The 16,631-nt window shown below is 34.1% G+C and carries 14 protein-coding genes; 11 read left to right on the forward strand and 3 right to left on the reverse strand.

Annotated elements, in window-relative coordinates; genetic code table 11:
* The gene (porT, locus tag DM397_RS20985) at positions 1-711 is read left to right on the forward strand and encodes a type IX secretion/gliding motility protein PorT/SprT (protein WP_111379461.1); all 711 of its coding nucleotides are present in this window, start codon (positions 1-3) and stop codon (positions 709-711) included.
* A gap of 9 nt (positions 712-720) precedes the next feature.
* On the opposite strand, the gene DM397_RS20990 is transcribed toward porT, so the two are convergent.
* The gene (locus DM397_RS20990) at positions 721-1,449 is read right to left on the reverse strand and encodes an RNA methyltransferase (RefSeq protein WP_111379463.1); all 729 of its coding nucleotides are present in this window, start codon (positions 1,447-1,449) and stop codon (positions 721-723) included.
* Positions 1,450-1,486: 37 nt separating this feature from the next.
* Here DM397_RS20990 and tamL point away from each other — a divergent pair, with 37 nt between their 5' ends.
* The 4 genes from tamL (at position 1,487) to DM397_RS21010 (ending at position 6,769) form a co-directional block, all read left to right on the forward strand.
* Positions 1,487-4,060: a translocation and assembly module lipoprotein TamL gene (tamL, locus tag DM397_RS20995; protein WP_111379464.1), complete on the forward strand. Its 2,574-nt coding sequence runs from the start codon at positions 1,487-1,489 to the stop codon at positions 4,058-4,060.
* Positions 4,061-4,121: 61 nt separating this feature from the next.
* Positions 4,122-5,189 carry a class II fructose-bisphosphate aldolase gene (gene fbaA / locus DM397_RS21000; RefSeq protein ID WP_111379466.1) on the forward strand — a complete coding sequence of 356 codons (1,068 nt, stop codon included), beginning with the start codon at positions 4,122-4,124 and terminating at the stop codon, positions 5,187-5,189.
* A 68-nt stretch (positions 5,190-5,257) separates the two neighbouring features.
* Positions 5,258-6,112, forward strand: coding sequence for an acetyl-CoA carboxylase, carboxyltransferase subunit beta (gene accD / locus DM397_RS21005; RefSeq protein WP_111379468.1), 855 nt, complete (start codon positions 5,258-5,260; stop codon positions 6,110-6,112).
* Positions 6,113-6,193: 81 nt separating this feature from the next.
* The gene (locus tag DM397_RS21010) at positions 6,194-6,769 is read left to right on the forward strand and encodes a hypothetical protein (protein WP_111379469.1); all 576 of its coding nucleotides are present in this window, start codon (positions 6,194-6,196) and stop codon (positions 6,767-6,769) included.
* 95 nt (positions 6,770-6,864) lie between these two features.
* Here DM397_RS21010 and DM397_RS21015 read toward each other — a convergent pair whose 3' ends face one another.
* On the reverse strand, positions 6,865-7,752 hold the full coding sequence (locus DM397_RS21015) for a cupin-like domain-containing protein (protein WP_111379471.1): 888 nt from the start codon (positions 7,750-7,752) through the stop codon (positions 6,865-6,867).
* Positions 7,753-7,841: 89 nt separating this feature from the next.
* Entirely contained in the window at positions 7,842-9,089 is a 1,248-nt protein-coding gene (locus tag DM397_RS21020; RefSeq protein ID WP_111379472.1) for an ABC transporter permease, read from the reverse strand.
* A gap of 165 nt (positions 9,090-9,254) precedes the next feature.
* Here DM397_RS21020 and purH point away from each other — a divergent pair, with 165 nt between their 5' ends.
* From purH to rodA, 6 genes are all read left to right on the forward strand, one after another.
* On the forward strand, positions 9,255-10,781 hold the full coding sequence (gene purH / locus DM397_RS21025) for a bifunctional phosphoribosylaminoimidazolecarboxamide formyltransferase/IMP cyclohydrolase (protein ID WP_111379474.1): 1,527 nt from the start codon (positions 9,255-9,257) through the stop codon (positions 10,779-10,781).
* Positions 10,782-10,837: 56 nt separating this feature from the next.
* A complete protein-coding gene (locus DM397_RS21030; protein ID WP_008466528.1) occupies positions 10,838-11,866 on the forward strand; it encodes a rod shape-determining protein in 1,029 nt (342 codons plus the stop codon).
* Between the two features lie 111 nt (positions 11,867-11,977).
* On the forward strand, positions 11,978-12,802 hold the full coding sequence (mreC, locus tag DM397_RS21035; protein ID WP_111379476.1) for a rod shape-determining protein MreC: 825 nt from the start codon (positions 11,978-11,980) through the stop codon (positions 12,800-12,802).
* Entirely contained in the window at positions 12,795-13,301 is a 507-nt protein-coding gene (locus tag DM397_RS21040) for a rod shape-determining protein MreD (RefSeq protein ID WP_111379478.1), read from the forward strand. The genes mreC and DM397_RS21040 overlap by 8 nt, the downstream gene beginning before the upstream one ends.
* On the forward strand, positions 13,298-15,283 hold the full coding sequence (mrdA, locus tag DM397_RS21045; protein WP_111379479.1) for a penicillin-binding protein 2: 1,986 nt from the start codon (positions 13,298-13,300) through the stop codon (positions 15,281-15,283). The genes DM397_RS21040 and mrdA overlap by 4 nt, the downstream gene beginning before the upstream one ends.
* Complete coding sequence (rodA, locus tag DM397_RS21050) at positions 15,280-16,515, forward strand: rod shape-determining protein RodA (RefSeq protein WP_111379481.1); 1,236 nt, start codon at positions 15,280-15,282, stop codon at positions 16,513-16,515. The genes mrdA and rodA overlap by 4 nt, the downstream gene beginning before the upstream one ends.
* The last annotated feature ends 116 nt before the right edge of the window (positions 16,516-16,631 follow it).

Here is a 16,631-nt window from a genome sequence, read left to right on the forward strand (position 1 = left end):
ATGAAAAAAGTTGTAATCTTATTTTTATTGGTCTTAACGACAAAAGGACATTCGCAATTTGCTAAAAACATGTTTAGCAAAGATCCTATTATTAATCTTGAAAACTGGCAAAAGCAACGTATCTACTTTGGTTACTATTTAGGTTTTAATAGTTTCGACTTTAAATTTGATTACAAAACTCCTGTACAAGAAGATATTCAGGTTAAAAAAACAACTGGTTTTAATGTGGGTGTTGTGGCCGATTTAAGACTTCAGGAATATATTAACCTGCGCTTTGAACCAGGTTTGTATTACACAAAACGAGATTTATATTTCCCTGGCATAAGCAACAAAGAAAGTGATTATTTGAGAGAAGTAAACAGTACTTACATTCACTTTCCTTTGTTATTGAAATTTTCTGCTTTGCGTACAGGGAATATACGCCCATATTTGGTTGGCGGTATGTCTACTACTTTAAATCTATCTAGCAATGCTAAATCTAAAGACGATAACTTTGAGCAGAAATTTAGAGTAAAACAATGGACTGCTGCTTACGAATTAGGTTTAGGAATTGATATTTTTACCGAATACTTTATCTTCTCTCCTTCTGTTAGAGGAATGTTTGGCATAACAGATGAACTTATTAGAGATAACACTCCAGACAGCCCATGGACAGGAAACATTGATTCGATGAAATCTAGAGCACTTTTAATAAATTTCACTTTTCATTAAAACAAAGTATCAACTATTTCGTTTAAATTCACTAAGAATAATTGCTGTTGCAGTAGCTACATTTAAACTTTCGGTTTTTTGAAGCTCTCCAAATCTAGGAATTGTGAGACGGCTGGTGACAGTTTTTTCAATCTCTTCTGAAATCCCATTGGCTTCATTACCCATAATAATGATTCCATCCTGAGGCAGTTTTGATTGGTAAATATTTTCTCCGTCCATAAAGGTCCCAAAAACAGGCAGTTTAGTTTGAGCAAGAAAAAGTTTTAAATCAACATAACTTACATTTACTCTGGTAATAGACCCCATTGTAGCTTGTACCACTTTTGGATTATAAATATCTACTGTTTCTTTAGAACAGATAATCTGCTCAATGCCAAACCAATCGCAAAGACGTAAAATAGTACCTAGATTTCCTGGGTCTCTAATGTCGTCTAAAGCTAAAATTAAGCCTGAATGAATTATTTCTTTTTCGGCTGGAATTTTAAAAACTGCCAAACAAGAATTTGGAGTCGACAAAGCACTTATTTTTTTCAGTTCTTGTTCATTAATAACAGTGCGTTTTGAGGCATGAACCGTTTGAAAATCATTCAATGTGGTGTATAAATGTTCTAATTCAAAATTGGATTGCAGCAATTCTTGAATTACTTTTACTCCTTCGGCAAAAAATAATTGATTGGCAAAACGCTGCTTTTTTTGATGCAAGCCTGATATTAGTTTTATTTGGTTTTTACTAACCATAAAATAATGTACTTTTGAATTAAATATTAAAAAACACTTGAAAAATAATTCCACAAAAATAATAGCATTTCTTCTAATTGCAATATTAATTTGCGCTTGTAATGCCGTAAAAAGAGTTCCCGATGGAAAAAACCTTCTTGTAAAAAATAATATTCTTGTTAACGGAAAATCGACAAACGATGAGACGGCTTCAAATCAGATGTACCAAAAACCAAATGGTAAATTATTAGGTTATAAGCTTCGATTAAATCTGTACAATTTAGCAAATTTAAATCCCGATTCTACTTATCAGGCCAAATTTAAAAACAATCCTGGAAAGTATGAACGTATGTCTAAAATATTCTCTGCAAAGCAGGTAGACCGTCTTGGACAATCTTTCTATTACAAAGGAATTCATGAATTTCTAAAAAACACTGGTGAACCTCCTGTAATAATTGACACTTCGAAAACTAAAAAATCATTACTGCGATTAAAATACTATTATTTTAACAGTGGCTACTTCAATGTCACAACCGATTATACTATTGATACAGTAGGAAAAAAGAGAGCCGAGATTAATTATAACATCACAACAGGTCCAGCTTACAAATTAGATACTATTAGAACTAAAATAATGACTCCTGCCCTAGACTCATTATATAGAACTAATAACGAACCTTCTTTATTAAAATCTGGAAATCAATACAAAACTACAGATTTTGACGAAGAGAAAAACCGTATTACAACTTACTTTAGAAATCACGGAGCTTACTATTTTCAACCAACTTATGTGACTTTTGACATTGATACTATTGGCAAAAAAGCCAAAGCTGATGTAACCTTAATTATAAACAACAACACAATTCAAGGAAGAGATTCTAGCCGTACAGAACCTTTTAAATTGTATAAAATTAGTGATGTAAATATCTACACCGATTATTCTGCTGCAAATGCCAAGAAGAAACCAACAGATAGTGTAACATACAATAATTTCAACCTATACAGCTACAAGACTTTAAAATACAAACCACGTGCCATCACAGATGCTATTTTTATTACAAAAGGAAGCACTTTTGCCGATTTCAGAACGACTCTTTCTTCTCGCTATTTAAACAATTTAAGGATTTTCAACTATCCTTCAATCCAATATGAAGTAGACAAAAGAGATTCTACAGCACAATCTCTTATTGCTAATGTTTATTTGACTCCGAGAAAAAAATACAGTTTTGGAGCCACTCTTGACGTAACGCATTCTAACATTCAGGACTTCGGAATTGGAGCCAGTGTTTCTGAAACTATTCGAAATGTATTTAACCGTGCCGAAACTCTTGAAATTTCTGCGCGTTTAAACGTAGGCTCTTCCAGAGATATGGCCAACCCTAACGATAATTTCTTTAATGTTTCTGAATATGGTCTAGATATGAAATTGAATTTCCCTAGAATCCTACTCCCCTTTGGAACTGAAAAAATTATCCCCAAGAGTATGATTCCCTATACTTCGATAACTTCTGGTTTCTCGAAACAGCGAAATATTGGTTTGGATAAAGAAAATTTTACGGGCGGTATCTCATACAACTGGACACCAAAACGCCATAACACAGCAAAATTCGAATTGTTAAATGCACAGTTTGTTCGTAACTTAAATCCAGACAACTACTTTAATGTGTATACTTCATCTTATGATGATTTGAATTATATTGGTAAAGATTACAACGTTGATCCTCTTAACTGGGGAGACACAACAGAGGAGCAAGCCAGAAAAGACTTGACTATACCAAAAGGAACTACAGGATTTACGAATGACGTATTAACCGGAAAAACAGCTTTGACTCCTGGGAGCTCACAGTACCAAGAAGTTGAAAGCATCGAAGAAAGAAGAGTTCGTTTGACTGAAAATGATTTTATTCTCGCCACAAGTTTTTCTTTTACCAAGACAACCAAAAAAGATTTAGCGGACAATAATTTCTATCAATTCAGAACCAAAATTGAGTCTGCAGGAACATTGCTTTCATTGATTTCTGAAGTTGGAAATCTTCCAAAAAATACAAAAGGCAATTACGAAATTTTTAATCTGGAATATTCAGAATACATAAAAACCGAATTTGATTATATTAAACACTGGGATTTTGGAAAAGAGAAAGTTCTGGCGGTGAGAAGCTTTTTCGGAATTGCAATTCCGTTTGGAAATTCAAACTATATACCGTTTTCACGAAGTTATTATGGCGGAGGTTCCAATGATAACCGTGCTTGGCAACCTTATGCTTTAGGGCCTGGAAGCACCAATGCCGTAAACGACTTTAACGAGGCCAATATGAAAATTGCGGCAAGTGCCGAATTTCGTTTCAAAATTTTTGGAGATGTTAAAGGTGCATTCTTTGCAGACGCTGGAAATATCTGGAATGTACTCGATAATGTGATCGATCCGAAAGCAAGATTCGACAACTTAAACGATTTAGCTGAAATTGCTTTAGGTACAGGATTCGGTTTAAGATACGATTTAAGCTTTTTTGTGATTCGTTTAGATTTAGGCTTTAAGACTTATAATCCAGCACATGAGAAGGGAGACAGATGGTTTAAAGAATACAATTTTGGACACTCCGTTTTAAATTTTGGTATAAATTATCCGTTCTAATGCTAATTAATTCTTATTTTTGCAACCTAAAAACTAAAAACAACTATAAAAAAAAATTAAAATGGCACACAACATTAAACCAGGAGTAGCTACAGGAGATCAAGTACAAGAGATCTTTAATTATGCGAAAGAGAAGGGTTTTGCTCTTCCAGCAGTAAACGTTACTGGGTCAAGCACAATTAATGGAGTTCTTGAAACTGCAGCGAAACTTAACGCGCCAGTTATCATTCAATTTTCTAACGGTGGAGCTCAATTCAACGCTGGAAAAGGATTATCAAATGCAGGTGAAAAAGCAGCAATCGCGGGAGGAATCGCAGGAGCAAAACATATTCATACTTTGGCAGAAGCTTACGGTGCAACTGTAATCTTACACACTGACCACTGTGCAAAAAAACTTTTACCTTGGATTGATGGTTTATTAGATGCTTCTGAAAAACATTTCGCAGAAACAGGAAAACCATTATTCAGTTCTCACATGATCGATTTATCTGAAGAGCCAATCGAAGAAAACATCGAAATCTGCAAAGAATATTTAGCTAGAATGAGCAAAATGGGAATGACATTGGAAATCGAACTTGGTATTACAGGTGGAGAAGAAGATGGCGTTGACAACTCAGACGTAGATAGCTCAAAATTATATACTCAACCAGAAGAAGTAGCTTACGCTTACGAAGAATTATCTAAAGTGAGCCCTAAATTTACAATTGCTGCTGCTTTCGGAAACGTTCACGGTGTTTACAAACCAGGAAACGTAAAATTAACTCCAAAAATCTTAAAAAATTCTCAAGATTTCGTACAACGCAAATTCAACACTGGACACAACCCAGTTGATTTCGTTTTCCACGGAGGTTCAGGTTCTACACTTGAAGAAATTAGAGAAGCTATTGGTTACGGAGTTATCAAAATGAACATTGATACAGATTTACAATTTGCATATACTGAAGGAATCCGTGATTATATGGTAAACAATATTGAGTACTTAAAAACTCAAATTGGTAACCCAGAAGGTGCTGATGTTCCTAACAAGAAATACTACGATCCAAGAAAATGGGTTCGTGAAAGCGAAGTGACATTCAACGCGAGACTTGAACAAGCTTTTGCTGATTTAAATAACGTAAACACGTTGTAATTAACAATTAACAATTGTCAATTGATAATTAATTTATCAATTGACAATTATCAATTATCAATTAAAATATGGCTTGGTTTAAAAGACAAGAAAAAGGGATTACGACCGCTACTGAAGATAAGATGGACGTTCCGAAAGGATTGTGGTACAAATCTCCTACTGGAAAAATTATTGATGCTGACGAATTGGCGAGAAATTTGTTCGTGAGCCCTGAAGATGATTTTCACGTTCGAATTGGAAGCGCAACCTATTTTGAAATTTTATTCGACAACAACGAATTTGTTGAGTTAGATAAAAACATGACTTCTAAAGACCCTCTGCACTTTGTTGATACAAAGAAATATGCAGATCGTTTGAAAGATGTAATGGAAAAAACTCATCTTAAAGACGCTGTACGTACGGGAGTAGGAAAATCTAAAGGAAAAGAACTTGTAATCTGCTGTATGGACTTTGCATTCATCGGTGGATCTATGGGTGCTGTCGTAGGTGAAAAAATCGCGAGAGGTATTGATCACGCTATTAAAAACAAACTTCCTTTTGTAATGATTTCTAAATCTGGTGGAGCTCGTATGATGGAAGCTGCTTATTCTTTAATGCAATTAGCAAAAACTTCTGTAAAACTAGCTCAATTAGCTGAAGCTAAATTACCATATATCTCTCTTTGTACAGATCCAACAACGGGTGGAACAACTGCATCTTACGCAATGTTAGGAGACATCAATATCTCTGAGCCAGGCGCTTTGATTGGTTTTGCTGGTCCTCGTGTTGTTCGCGATACTACAGGAAAAGATTTGCCAGAAGGTTTCCAAACTGCTGAATTCTTATTAGAGCACGGTTTCTTAGACTTTATCACGCCAAGAAAAGAATTGAAAGATAAGATTAACTTATATATCGATTTGATTCAAAATAATGATATTAGATAGTTTTAAAACTACTTAAAATAGAAAATCCCAAGAATTGCTTCTTGGGATTTTTTTATATCTTTATTTTAAATCTAATTTTCTATGGCAAGAATTTTTATTGGTTTTATGATTTGTTTTCTCTTTTTGAATTGTGACAAAAAAGAAAACGCCCCTTATTTAATTTCTATCGAAAAAATCAAATTATTAAATGAATTAAAGAAGAAAAACATTCCTCCGCCACCTCCTGGTTTTTATTCATACAATAATATCATCATCGATCAAAAAGGTAATTTTTATTTTTATCAGAGAGAATCTACTCCTTGGCATTGTATACCATCAGAAAAAGACACAATTCCAGATTTCTTCGATATCAAACCAATTGAAATTACAAAAATCCCAAACAACACTATTACCGATTTCATTAAACAAAATGTAACAAGTAAAAATGAGATGAAACGTATTTTAATTATAGCATCTCAAAATGACACAATAAAGGACAAGACTTTAATTTCTTATTTAAACGAAAATGAATTACGAGCTTTCTGCATAAGAAGAACAACTCAAGAAGAAGACACAGTTTTAAAATACAAGAAAAATAACGAATACTACAGTTATAAGAATATTAAATGGGACCAAAACAGAATTATACTTCCCTTTTACAAAACTGAAGCTAAATAAATATCTCATTCTTACGGAACTTCTTAATTCTCGCTTCATCTTTTCAACGAAATAAATTCCGTTGCTACCGACATTTCATTCCTACGGAATTTTTCTTAGCTCGCTTTCTTCAAATCCTTCTTCAATTCTTTTTCAGCAATTTTAAAGACTAATTTTTCACGCCAAAGCGCATAACGTTCTCTAAAAACTACTTTTATAGCGCTATCTACTGCACCATGCATAAATAAACTCCAAACGCTGGCCATTTTTCTACTAATCGATTGATCCCATGCGCGAAGCGTAAGCGAAAAAGAACCATCTATATAACGCATCCAGTGCCACATTCCTGTTGGCATGAATAATGTATCTCCGTGTTCCAGAAAAACTTCGTAACCTTCTACTCCTTTCAAAGCAGGAAATTTTTCAAAATCAGGATTGGCAACATCGTAATCTTCTAAAGCATAAGTCGTATTTGGAAGACAGTAAAGCCTTTTTTTCCATTTATTATCGAATAAAATAATATGTTTTCGCCCTCCGAAATGAGTATGGAAAAGATGTGGCAAATCGATATCATAATGCAGAAAAGTAATCGCTTTTGAACCGCCAAAAAACATGGCTGGCATACTTTCTATAAAACCGCCCATTAATTCTTTTGGGATTTTTACATCGTCAATTAATTCGGGTCTATGTTTAAAAAGATTGAAGAAAAAAATACGCAGTTGTGTTGGTTCACGTTTGATCAAATCCAGATATTCTCCAAATTTCATACTGGCAATAGAAGCGTTGATCACTTTTGTTGGATCTGCCTTTGAGTTATCTACAAGTTTAACCTCTATATCTCCAGCAATCTGCTTGAAATAATCTGTTGACCATTTTTCTCTTGCAGGCCAATCCTTAGTGAGTCCCTTTATAATCAAGGGCTTTCTTTTGTCTAAATAATTCTTTTTGAAATCTTCTCTAGAAATAGACTCAACGGTATCGACAGATCTAAGGTTAAAGCTCATTTATTTAGTGGTTTAGGTTCTTGGTCTATCAAAAATATCTAATTATTTCGAGCCATCAAAATTTACAGTAAAATAACACAAAAACAATATTACATTCCTGTACGAATGGCCTCTACAGGATCTAAACTTGCTGCCGAAACTGCTGGCAGTATACCAGAAATCAGTCCAATAAAAGCAGCTAAACTTGTTCCTAAAACTATATTTCCAAGACTTAAAACAAATTCAAAATCTAGCAATTTTGTTAAAGCCAAAGCAATTCCCCAAACCATTAGCAGGCCAATGATTCCGCCAATAACTGACAGAATAATAGCTTCAAACAAAAATTGGAATAAGATAAATTTATTTTTAGCCCCTAAAGATTTCTGGATCCCTATAAGATTGGTTCTTTCTTTTACCGAAACAAACATAATATTGGCAATTCCGAAACCACCAACTAGAAGAGAAAACCCGCTGATGATCCAGCCTACAAAGTTCATCTGGCCTAAAATTCCATCAATAAAATCAGTAAATCCAGAAAGGACATTAATAAAGAAATTATCCATTTCCCCTGCTTTCATTCCGCGGATTGCTCTCAGTTTTTGTGCAATTTCTGCTTTATAGGCATCCATATCGACACCTTTCACTGGTTTTAATACAATAACTGGCGTCATAGAATCGCTATCTCCGTACATTCTTCTTAAAAAATTTGCCGGAAGATAAACCGAAGTATCATTGCTGTCTCCAAAAAAACCAGCTCCTTGTTTTGCAATTACGCCAATTACAGTAAAGCGCTGTCCGTACAAACGAATATTTTTCCCAATGGGATCACTTGCTCCAAAAAGCCCATCCGCGATATCATATCCTAGAACAATAACAGGAGTTCCAGAATTAGATTCAGATTCATTATAAAATCTTCCTTTATCAAAACTCAGTCCGTCGATATCGACCATTTCGCTTGACGCTGGAATAATATTTACATCGCTGACAGTTTTAGAATCGTATTTTAAACTTTCTCTATTTACAAAAAGCTGATATGCTACTTGATCTGTATTATTCATTGAGTTTTTCAGACCGATATACTCATCATATTTTACATTTGGAAACTGCTCTCTCTTCCATTGCGGAATTTCAGATGGCCCAAAGCAATATTTCATTAAATAAATCGTATTTTTATCTAAGCTGCTCAAATCTTTAGAGATTTTTTTATCTAAAGAGTCAACAGCGGCCAAAACAGCGATAATTGAAAAAATACCGATCGTAACACCTAAGAGCGACAATAAAGTGCGTAATTTATTATTTCGCAAAGCATTGATGGCAAAACTCAAACTTTCTTTTAATAATCTTAGATAAACGATCATATTTTCGTATTTTTCAATAAAGTAAAATTCAATAATTTAAATTCAAAAACCTAATAAAAGTTAACTTACTCATCAGTAGATTTTTTTAGCATTTTGTTACACTAATTTTTTTTAATATAATATATAAAAAAACTACTTTTGCAGTCTCAAAATCATAACTACACAATGAGCACAACTAAAAAAATACAATCGGCATTAATTTCTGTTTTTTCTAAAGATGGATTAGAACCAATTGTTAGAAAATTACACGAACAAAATGTAACACTTTATTCAACTGGAGGAACTGAAGATTTCATCAAAAACCTTGGTATTCCAGTAGTTCCTGTTGAAGACATCACTTCTTTCCCTGAAATTCTTGGTGGAAGAGTTAAAACTTTACACCCAAAAATTTTTGGTGGTATCTTGAATCGTCAAGACAACGAAAGCGATGTTCAGCAAATGAAAGAATTTGATATTCCTCAAATCGATTTAGTGATTGTTGATTTATATCCTTTTGAAAAAACGGTTGCTTCTGGAGCTAGCGAACAAGATATTATTGAAAAAATTGATATCGGTGGCATCTCATTAATTCGTGCTGGTGCGAAGAATTTCAAAGACACTGTAATCGTTGCTTCTGTTAACGAGTATAGCTTGCTTTTGGATTTGATTACAGAGCAAGATGGAGCAACAACTTTGGAGAACAGAAGATTGTTGGCTACTAAAGCATTCCACGTTTCATCTCATTACGATGGAGCTATTTTTAATTATTTCAATACAGACGAGACTATTTACAAAGAAAGTATTGCAAACGGTCAAGTTTTAAGATATGGTGAAAACCCTCACCAAAAAGGATTCTTCTTTGGAGATTTTGACGCAATGTTCAAAAAACTTCACGGAAAAGAATTATCATACAACAACTTACTAGATGTTGATGCTGCGGTAAATTTAATTGCTGAGTTTAAAACAGACGGACCAACATTCGCTATTTTAAAACACAATAATGCTTGCGGATTAGCTTCAAGAAAAACAATCAGCGAAGCTTATTTAGCAGCTTTAGCTTGTGATCCTACTTCAGCTTTTGGAGGAGTGTTAATTTCTAACACAAAAATTGATTTAGAGACTGCACAGGAAATCAACAAATTATTCTGCGAGGTTGTAATCGCTCCAGCTTATGATGCTGAAGCAGTTACAGTTTTACAAGAGAAGAAAAACAGAATCATATTAGTACAAAACGACGTTGAATTGCCAGCTCGTCAAGTAAGAACTTGTCTTAACGGATTGTTAATTCAGGACAGAAATAATATTACGGATAATAAAGAGCATTTAAAAACCGTTACAATAACAGAACCTACTGCTCAAGAGATCGAAGATTTGATCTTTGCTTCTAAAATCTGCAAGAATACAAAATCAAATACTATTGTTTTTGCTAAAAACGGAACATTGATTTCATCAGGTACAGGTCAGACTTCAAGAGTTGACGCTTTAATTCAAGCTGTTGACAAAGCAAAAGCTTTTGGATTTGATCTAAATGGAGCTTCGATGGCAAGTGATGCATTTTTCCCATTTCCGGATTGTGTAGAATTAGCCAAAAAAGCAGGAATAACTGCTGTAATTCAGCCAGGAGGTTCGATAAAAGACGAATTAAGTATAAATTATTGCAACGAAAATAATCTTGCAATGGTATTTACAGGAACTCGTCATTTTAAACATTAATTTGTTTAACTTTGTTCGATAAATAATTTATAACATTTTAAACCCCTAAAAAACTTATGGGATTTTTTGATTTCATGACCGAGGATATTGCGATAGACCTTGGAACCGCAAACACTTTAATCATTCATAATGATAAAGTTGTCATTGATAGTCCATCTATCGTTGCACGTGATAGAGTATCAGGCAAAATCATTGCTGTTGGTAAGGAAGCCAATATGATGCAAGGTAAAACACATGAAAACATCAAAACTATAAGGCCTTTGAAAGATGGTGTAATCGCTGATTTTGATGCTTCGGAAAAAATGATCAATATGTTCATTAAAAGTATTCCTGCATTGAAAAAAAGAATGTTTACTCCAGCTTTACGTATGGTTGTATGTATTCCTTCTGGTATTACTGAAGTGGAGATGAGAGCGGTGAAGGAATCTTGTGAGAGAGTAAACGGAAAAGAAGTTTACTTGATTCATGAACCAATGGCGGCGGCAATTGGTATTGGTATTGATATTATGCAACCAAAAGGAAACATGATTGTCGATATCGGAGGTGGTACAACAGAAATTGCTGTTATCGCTTTGGGCGGAATTGTTTGTGACAAGTCTGTTAAAATTGCGGGTGACGTTTTTACAAACGACATCGTGTATTATATGCGTACACAGCACAACTTATTTGTTGGAGAAAGTACTGCTGAGAAAATTAAAATTCAGATTGGAGCGGCTATTGAAGATTTAGATGGCCCGCCAGAAGATATGTCAGTTCAAGGTAGAGATTTGCTTACTGGTAAACCAAAACAAGTAGATGTTTCTTACCGTGAAATTGCAAAAGCATTAGACAAATCTATTCAGCGTATCGAAGATGCGGTAATGGAAACATTATCTCAGACCCCGCCTGAGTTAGCAGCAGATATCTACAACACTGGTATCTATTTAGCTGGTGGAGGATCTATGTTAAGAGGTCTTGACAAACGTATCTCTCAAAAAACAGATTTGCCTGTTTATATTGCTGAAGATCCTTTGAGAGCTGTTGTTCGCGGTACAGGAATGGCTCTTAAAAACATTGCAAAATTCAAAAGCATCTTAATCAAATAAGATTCAAAATAATAATCAATTTACTTTTATAAGGGTCAAATTACAACCTTTTGACCCTTGTAAAAACTGAAACCTTTAAGCATATCCTGAAACAAAATAACCAGACAAGAAATGCAGCAAATATTTAATTTCCTTATAAGAAACAGTAATCGATTGCTGTTTTTGCTGCTTTTAGGTATTTCGTTAGGACTCACTATTCAATCTCATTCTTACCACAGAAGCAAAATAATCAGTTCTGCCAATTTTCTAAGCGGAGGTGTTTATGAAAAAATCAATCGTTTTAATGAATATTTGAATTTAAGAGCTGAAAACGACGAACTTGTACTTGAGAACGCAAGATTAAAAAGTCTTTTATTCAACAAAGAAGACACATCAAAATTACCTTTACCTGATACCATTAAAGGTGTAAAACCTGCTGACATCATTGTATCAAAAGTAATTCATAACACATACAGCACACACGAAAACTTTCTTACTTTAAATTCTGGATCTAACGAAGGCGTTAAACCAGATATGGGAGTAATAAACAGTTTAGGAATTGTGGGTATCATAGATGATACATCTCCAAGATATTCTACAGTTGTGAGTATTTTGAACATGAAATCAAGGATTAATGCCAAGTTAAAAAAATCAAATCATTTTGGTTCTTTGACCTGGGATGGAAAAAGCACTGGATTTGTACAGTTAAGAGATGTTCCGAGGCTAGCTTCAGTTAAAAAAGGAGATACAATTGTAACAGGAGGACAATCTGTAATTTTCCCTGAAGGAATCAACATTGGAACCGTTGAAACAATTTACAAAGAGACCCAAACAAGTTTTTACGTTATAAAAGTTAAGCTATTTAACGACATGACAAACTTAGGACATGTTTATATTATCAAGAGCAAAGACAGAGAGGAACTTATTAATTTAGAAAACAAAGAAAAAAATGAATAGCGCTCTGTTAGTCAATATTTTTCGATTTATTATGTTGCTGGCAATTCAAATTGTTATTTTTAACAATATGAATTTCTTAGGATATATAAGTCCGTTTCCGTATATCTTGTATATCATTCTTTACCCTGTAAACAGTAATAAAGCAGGATTAATTATTTCTAGCTTTTTCTTAGGATTAATAATGGATATGTTCTGTAATTCTGGCGGGATACACGCCACTGCGTGTGTTATATTAGCATATTACAGGCCTTACATTTTTAAATTTTCTTTTGGTTTAAGTTACGAATATCAAACCATTAAATTGAATGACTCCTTAACACCAGAACGATTTTCATTTATATTGGTTTCGGTTTTAATGCATCATATTGTATTATTTGTCTTAGAAGCATTTCAATTCAAATTCATCTGGGACATTTTGCTTCGAACCTTATTTAGTTCTATCTTTACTATAATCACCTCAATAATAATAATTTATCTTATTAAGCCCAATAAACGATGAGAAAAGTCCTGCTGCCCACTATAATTATTATTGCAGCGTCTTTGCTAGTGATTAGAATTTTTTACCTGCAGATTATCGATGATTCTTTTAAACTGAAATCAGAAAATAATGCGATAAAAAAAGTATATGACTACCCTGAAAGAGGTTATATTTATGATCGTAACGGAAAACTTCTAGTTGCGAATCAGGCTTCTTATGATATCATGGTTATTCCAAGAGATATAAAAAAAGACTTAAATATTGCCGAGTTCTGTGCTCTTTTGAATATTACTGAAGAAGAATATCATAAGCGTATTGAAAAAGCAAAAGTGTACAGCCCAAGACTTCCATCTGTATTTTTATCTCAGCTGAATAAAAACGAATTTGCTGCTTTTCAGGAGAAAATCAGAAAATATGATGGCTTTTATTTCCAAAAAAGATCACTTCGTGACTACGAAGTAGATTACGGAGCAAATATTTTTGGTTTTATTACTCAGGTAAACGAAAAACAAATCGAAAAGAATCCGTACTATAATAGTGGCGATTTAATTGGAAAGCAAGGTGTAGAAGAAAGCTATGAAGAGATTTTACGCGGAATAAAAGGTGTAAAATACATTCAGAAAGACAAATACAATCGAGAAATTGGCCCTTATAAAGAAGGGAAGTACGATACAATTGCCGTTGCTGGAGAGGACATTAATTTAACGATCGATGCGGAACTTCAAAAATATGGCGAGGAATTGATGATTAATAAGCGAGGAGGAATTGTTGCTATTGAACCTAAATCTGGAGAAATTCTAGCATTGGTTACAGCTCCTTCTTATGATCCAGGTATTTTAGTAGGGCGTCAGAGATCTAAAAACTACACACTTTTATATCACGATTCTATTGCAAAACCTTTATATGACAGAGGGCTTTTAGCAGAGTATCCTCCAGGTTCTCCATTTAAAATCCTGACTGGTTTGGTTGCGCTTCAAGAAGGTGTTGTAAATGAACAGACTACTTTCATGTGCCATCACGGATTTAGTTATGGAGGAGGCCGTTTTATGAAATGCCACGGTTTTGGCCCGCATCAATTGCATAACGGAATTTACAACTCTTGTAATACTTATTTTGGCCAAGCTTATATGCTGACAATCAACAAGTATAAAGACCCCGGTCACGCTGTTGATGTTTGGAGTAGTCACATAAAAAGTTTTGGTTTAGGTCAGTTTATGGGGTATGATTTGCCTACAGGAAAAAGAGGAAATATCCCGACTTCTAAAACATATAAAAGAATTTATCCTAACGGCGGATGGAGAAGTTCAACTATTGTCTCTAATGCAATTGGTCAGGGAGAGGTTTTGATGACCCCTATTCAGCTAGCCAATATGATGGCAACCGTTGCCAATCAGGGTTATTATTATACTCCTCACATCATTAAAAAGATCGAAGGGGAAAAGATTGATGAAAAGTTCACGACAAAACATGTGACTACGATTGATCAAAAGTATTTTCCACCGGTTATCAGCGGATTATTTGATGTGTACAATAAAGGTACAGCTTATGCTCTTAGAGTAGAGGGAATAGATATTTGTGGAAAAACAGGTACCGCAGAGAACTTTGCTAAAATAAACGGCAAAAGAACACAGCTTAAAGACCACTCTATATTTGTTGCTTTTGCCCCAAAAGACAATCCAAAAATTGCTATTGCTGTTATGATTGAGAATGGAGGTTTTGGAGCAACAGTAGCTGGTCCGATTGCGAGTTTAATGATTGAAAAATATCTAAGAAAGAAAATTACAAGAACCGATCTAGAAGTAAGAGTATTGAATAAAAGCTTACTTTCTGAATATGCTAAAGTAGGCGGAATAAGTGATGCTCTTAAAATTGAATCTGTACCAAAAGATTCTGTTTTACAAGCAAAAATTATAAAACCAAAAGCACCAGCAGCCGTAACAGCACCTAAAACGGAAGTTAAAAAAACAGCAGTAGACACAACTAAGAAAGATTATTTCAAATGAAAAATCAAAGTGTAAAAAATAATATTGATTGGATAAGTGTCTTTATCTACATTGCGCTGGTAACTTTAGGTTGGCTGAATATTTATTCGTCTTCTTTATTATCTACCGATGGAACGTACCAAAAACAGCTGATTTTTATCTGCTGTACTATTCCATTGATATTTGTTGTGCTTTTTGTTGATGGTAAATTTTACGAAAAATATGCGAGCATCATCTTTGGAGTTTCCTTACTGTCTCTTGCAGGATTATTCCTTTTCGGAAAAACCATAGCAGGACAGCGATGCTGGTACGCTATAGGGAGTTTTACTTTACAGCCATCTGAGTTTGCAAAAGCCGCAACTTCTCTAGCATTGGCCAAATATTTGAGCGATACACAAATCAACTTAAAAGAAACCAATAGGCAAATCCAAGCTTTGGCTATTATGCTATTACCTGTAATATTGATTTTACCACAGCCAGATCCTGGAAGTGCTTTAATTTATAGCGCATTCATTCTTGTTTTATACAGAGAAGGTTTGCCTTCTTGGTATGTATGGACGGCATTTATAACCATTACACTTTTCGTTCTTACTTTAGTTTTAGAACCATACGCTGTTATCGGAATGGCATTTGTTGTGTTAGCCATTATACATTTTAAAGGCAGAGTAGTTGATAGAAATATCATTTTAAGCGGAATTTTATTAGTCTTAATATCTGGATTTGTTTTCTCTGTTGATTATGTATTTGACAACGTTTTCAAACAGCACCACAGAGACCGTTTCAATATTTTACTTGGTAAAACTGTAGATATGAAAGGTATTGGATACAATACCAACCAATCTGAAATTGCTATTGGTTCTGGAGGATGGCTTGGAAAAGGTTTTCTTGAAGGTACGCAAACCAAAGGAGGATTTGTACCTGAGCAGCACACCGATTATATCTTTACCACTGTTGGTGAAGAATGGGGTTTTGCAGGTTCATTAGTGGTGATTTTACTTTTTACAGGTCTGCTTCTTAGAGTTATTTATTTGGCAGAAAGACAAAAAACTAAATTCAGTCGGGTTTACGGGTATTGTGTCGCCGCAATTCTCTTTATCCATTTCTTTGTAAACATTGCGATGGTAATTGGTATTTTCCCAACAATCGGGGTTCCTCTGCCCTTCTTTTCATATGGAGGTTCTGGACTCTGGGGATTCACTATTTTGCTGTTTATTTTCCTTAAAATGGATGCCAACAAAGTGAACGAATGGTAGATTTAAAACATTCAATTTTTTAAATCCCAAATTCCAATTCAAAATATCTTTTATATAAAATATAAATAAATTTCAAAAGCTGTAATTACGTTTCAAGAACTAATTACAGCTTTTTT

Source organism: Flavobacterium nitrogenifigens (assembly GCF_003254565.1).
Lineage (GTDB): Bacteria > Bacteroidota > Bacteroidia > Flavobacteriales > Flavobacteriaceae > Flavobacterium > Flavobacterium nitrogenifigens.

Bases quoted from the DNA above. Each gene is read 5' to 3' on its own strand.
- porT (WP_111379461.1), top strand. From the start codon at position 1: ATGAAAAAAGTTGTAATCTTATTTTTATTGGTCTTAACGACAAAAGGA.
- DM397_RS20990 (WP_111379463.1), bottom strand. From the start codon at position 1,449: ATGGTTAGTAAAAACCAAATAAAACTAATATCAGGCTTGCATCAAAAA.
- fbaA (WP_111379466.1), top strand. From the start codon at position 4,122: ATGGCACACAACATTAAACCAGGAGTAGCTACAGGAGATCAAGTACAA.
- accD (WP_111379468.1), top strand. From the start codon at position 5,258: ATGGCTTGGTTTAAAAGACAAGAAAAAGGGATTACGACCGCTACTGAA.
- DM397_RS21010 (WP_111379469.1), top strand. From the start codon at position 6,194: ATGGCAAGAATTTTTATTGGTTTTATGATTTGTTTTCTCTTTTTGAAT.
- DM397_RS21015 (WP_111379471.1), bottom strand. From the start codon at position 7,752: ATGAGCTTTAACCTTAGATCTGTCGATACCGTTGAGTCTATTTCTAGA.
- DM397_RS21020 (WP_111379472.1), bottom strand. From the start codon at position 9,089: ATGATCGTTTATCTAAGATTATTAAAAGAAAGTTTGAGTTTTGCCATC.
- purH (WP_111379474.1), top strand. From the start codon at position 9,255: ATGAGCACAACTAAAAAAATACAATCGGCATTAATTTCTGTTTTTTCT.
- DM397_RS21030 (WP_008466528.1), top strand. From the start codon at position 10,838: ATGGGATTTTTTGATTTCATGACCGAGGATATTGCGATAGACCTTGGA.
- mreC (WP_111379476.1), top strand. From the start codon at position 11,978: ATGCAGCAAATATTTAATTTCCTTATAAGAAACAGTAATCGATTGCTG.
- DM397_RS21040 (WP_111379478.1), top strand. From the start codon at position 12,795: ATGAATAGCGCTCTGTTAGTCAATATTTTTCGATTTATTATGTTGCTG.
- mrdA (WP_111379479.1), top strand. From the start codon at position 13,298: ATGAGAAAAGTCCTGCTGCCCACTATAATTATTATTGCAGCGTCTTTG.
- rodA (WP_111379481.1), top strand. From the start codon at position 15,280: ATGAAAAATCAAAGTGTAAAAAATAATATTGATTGGATAAGTGTCTTT.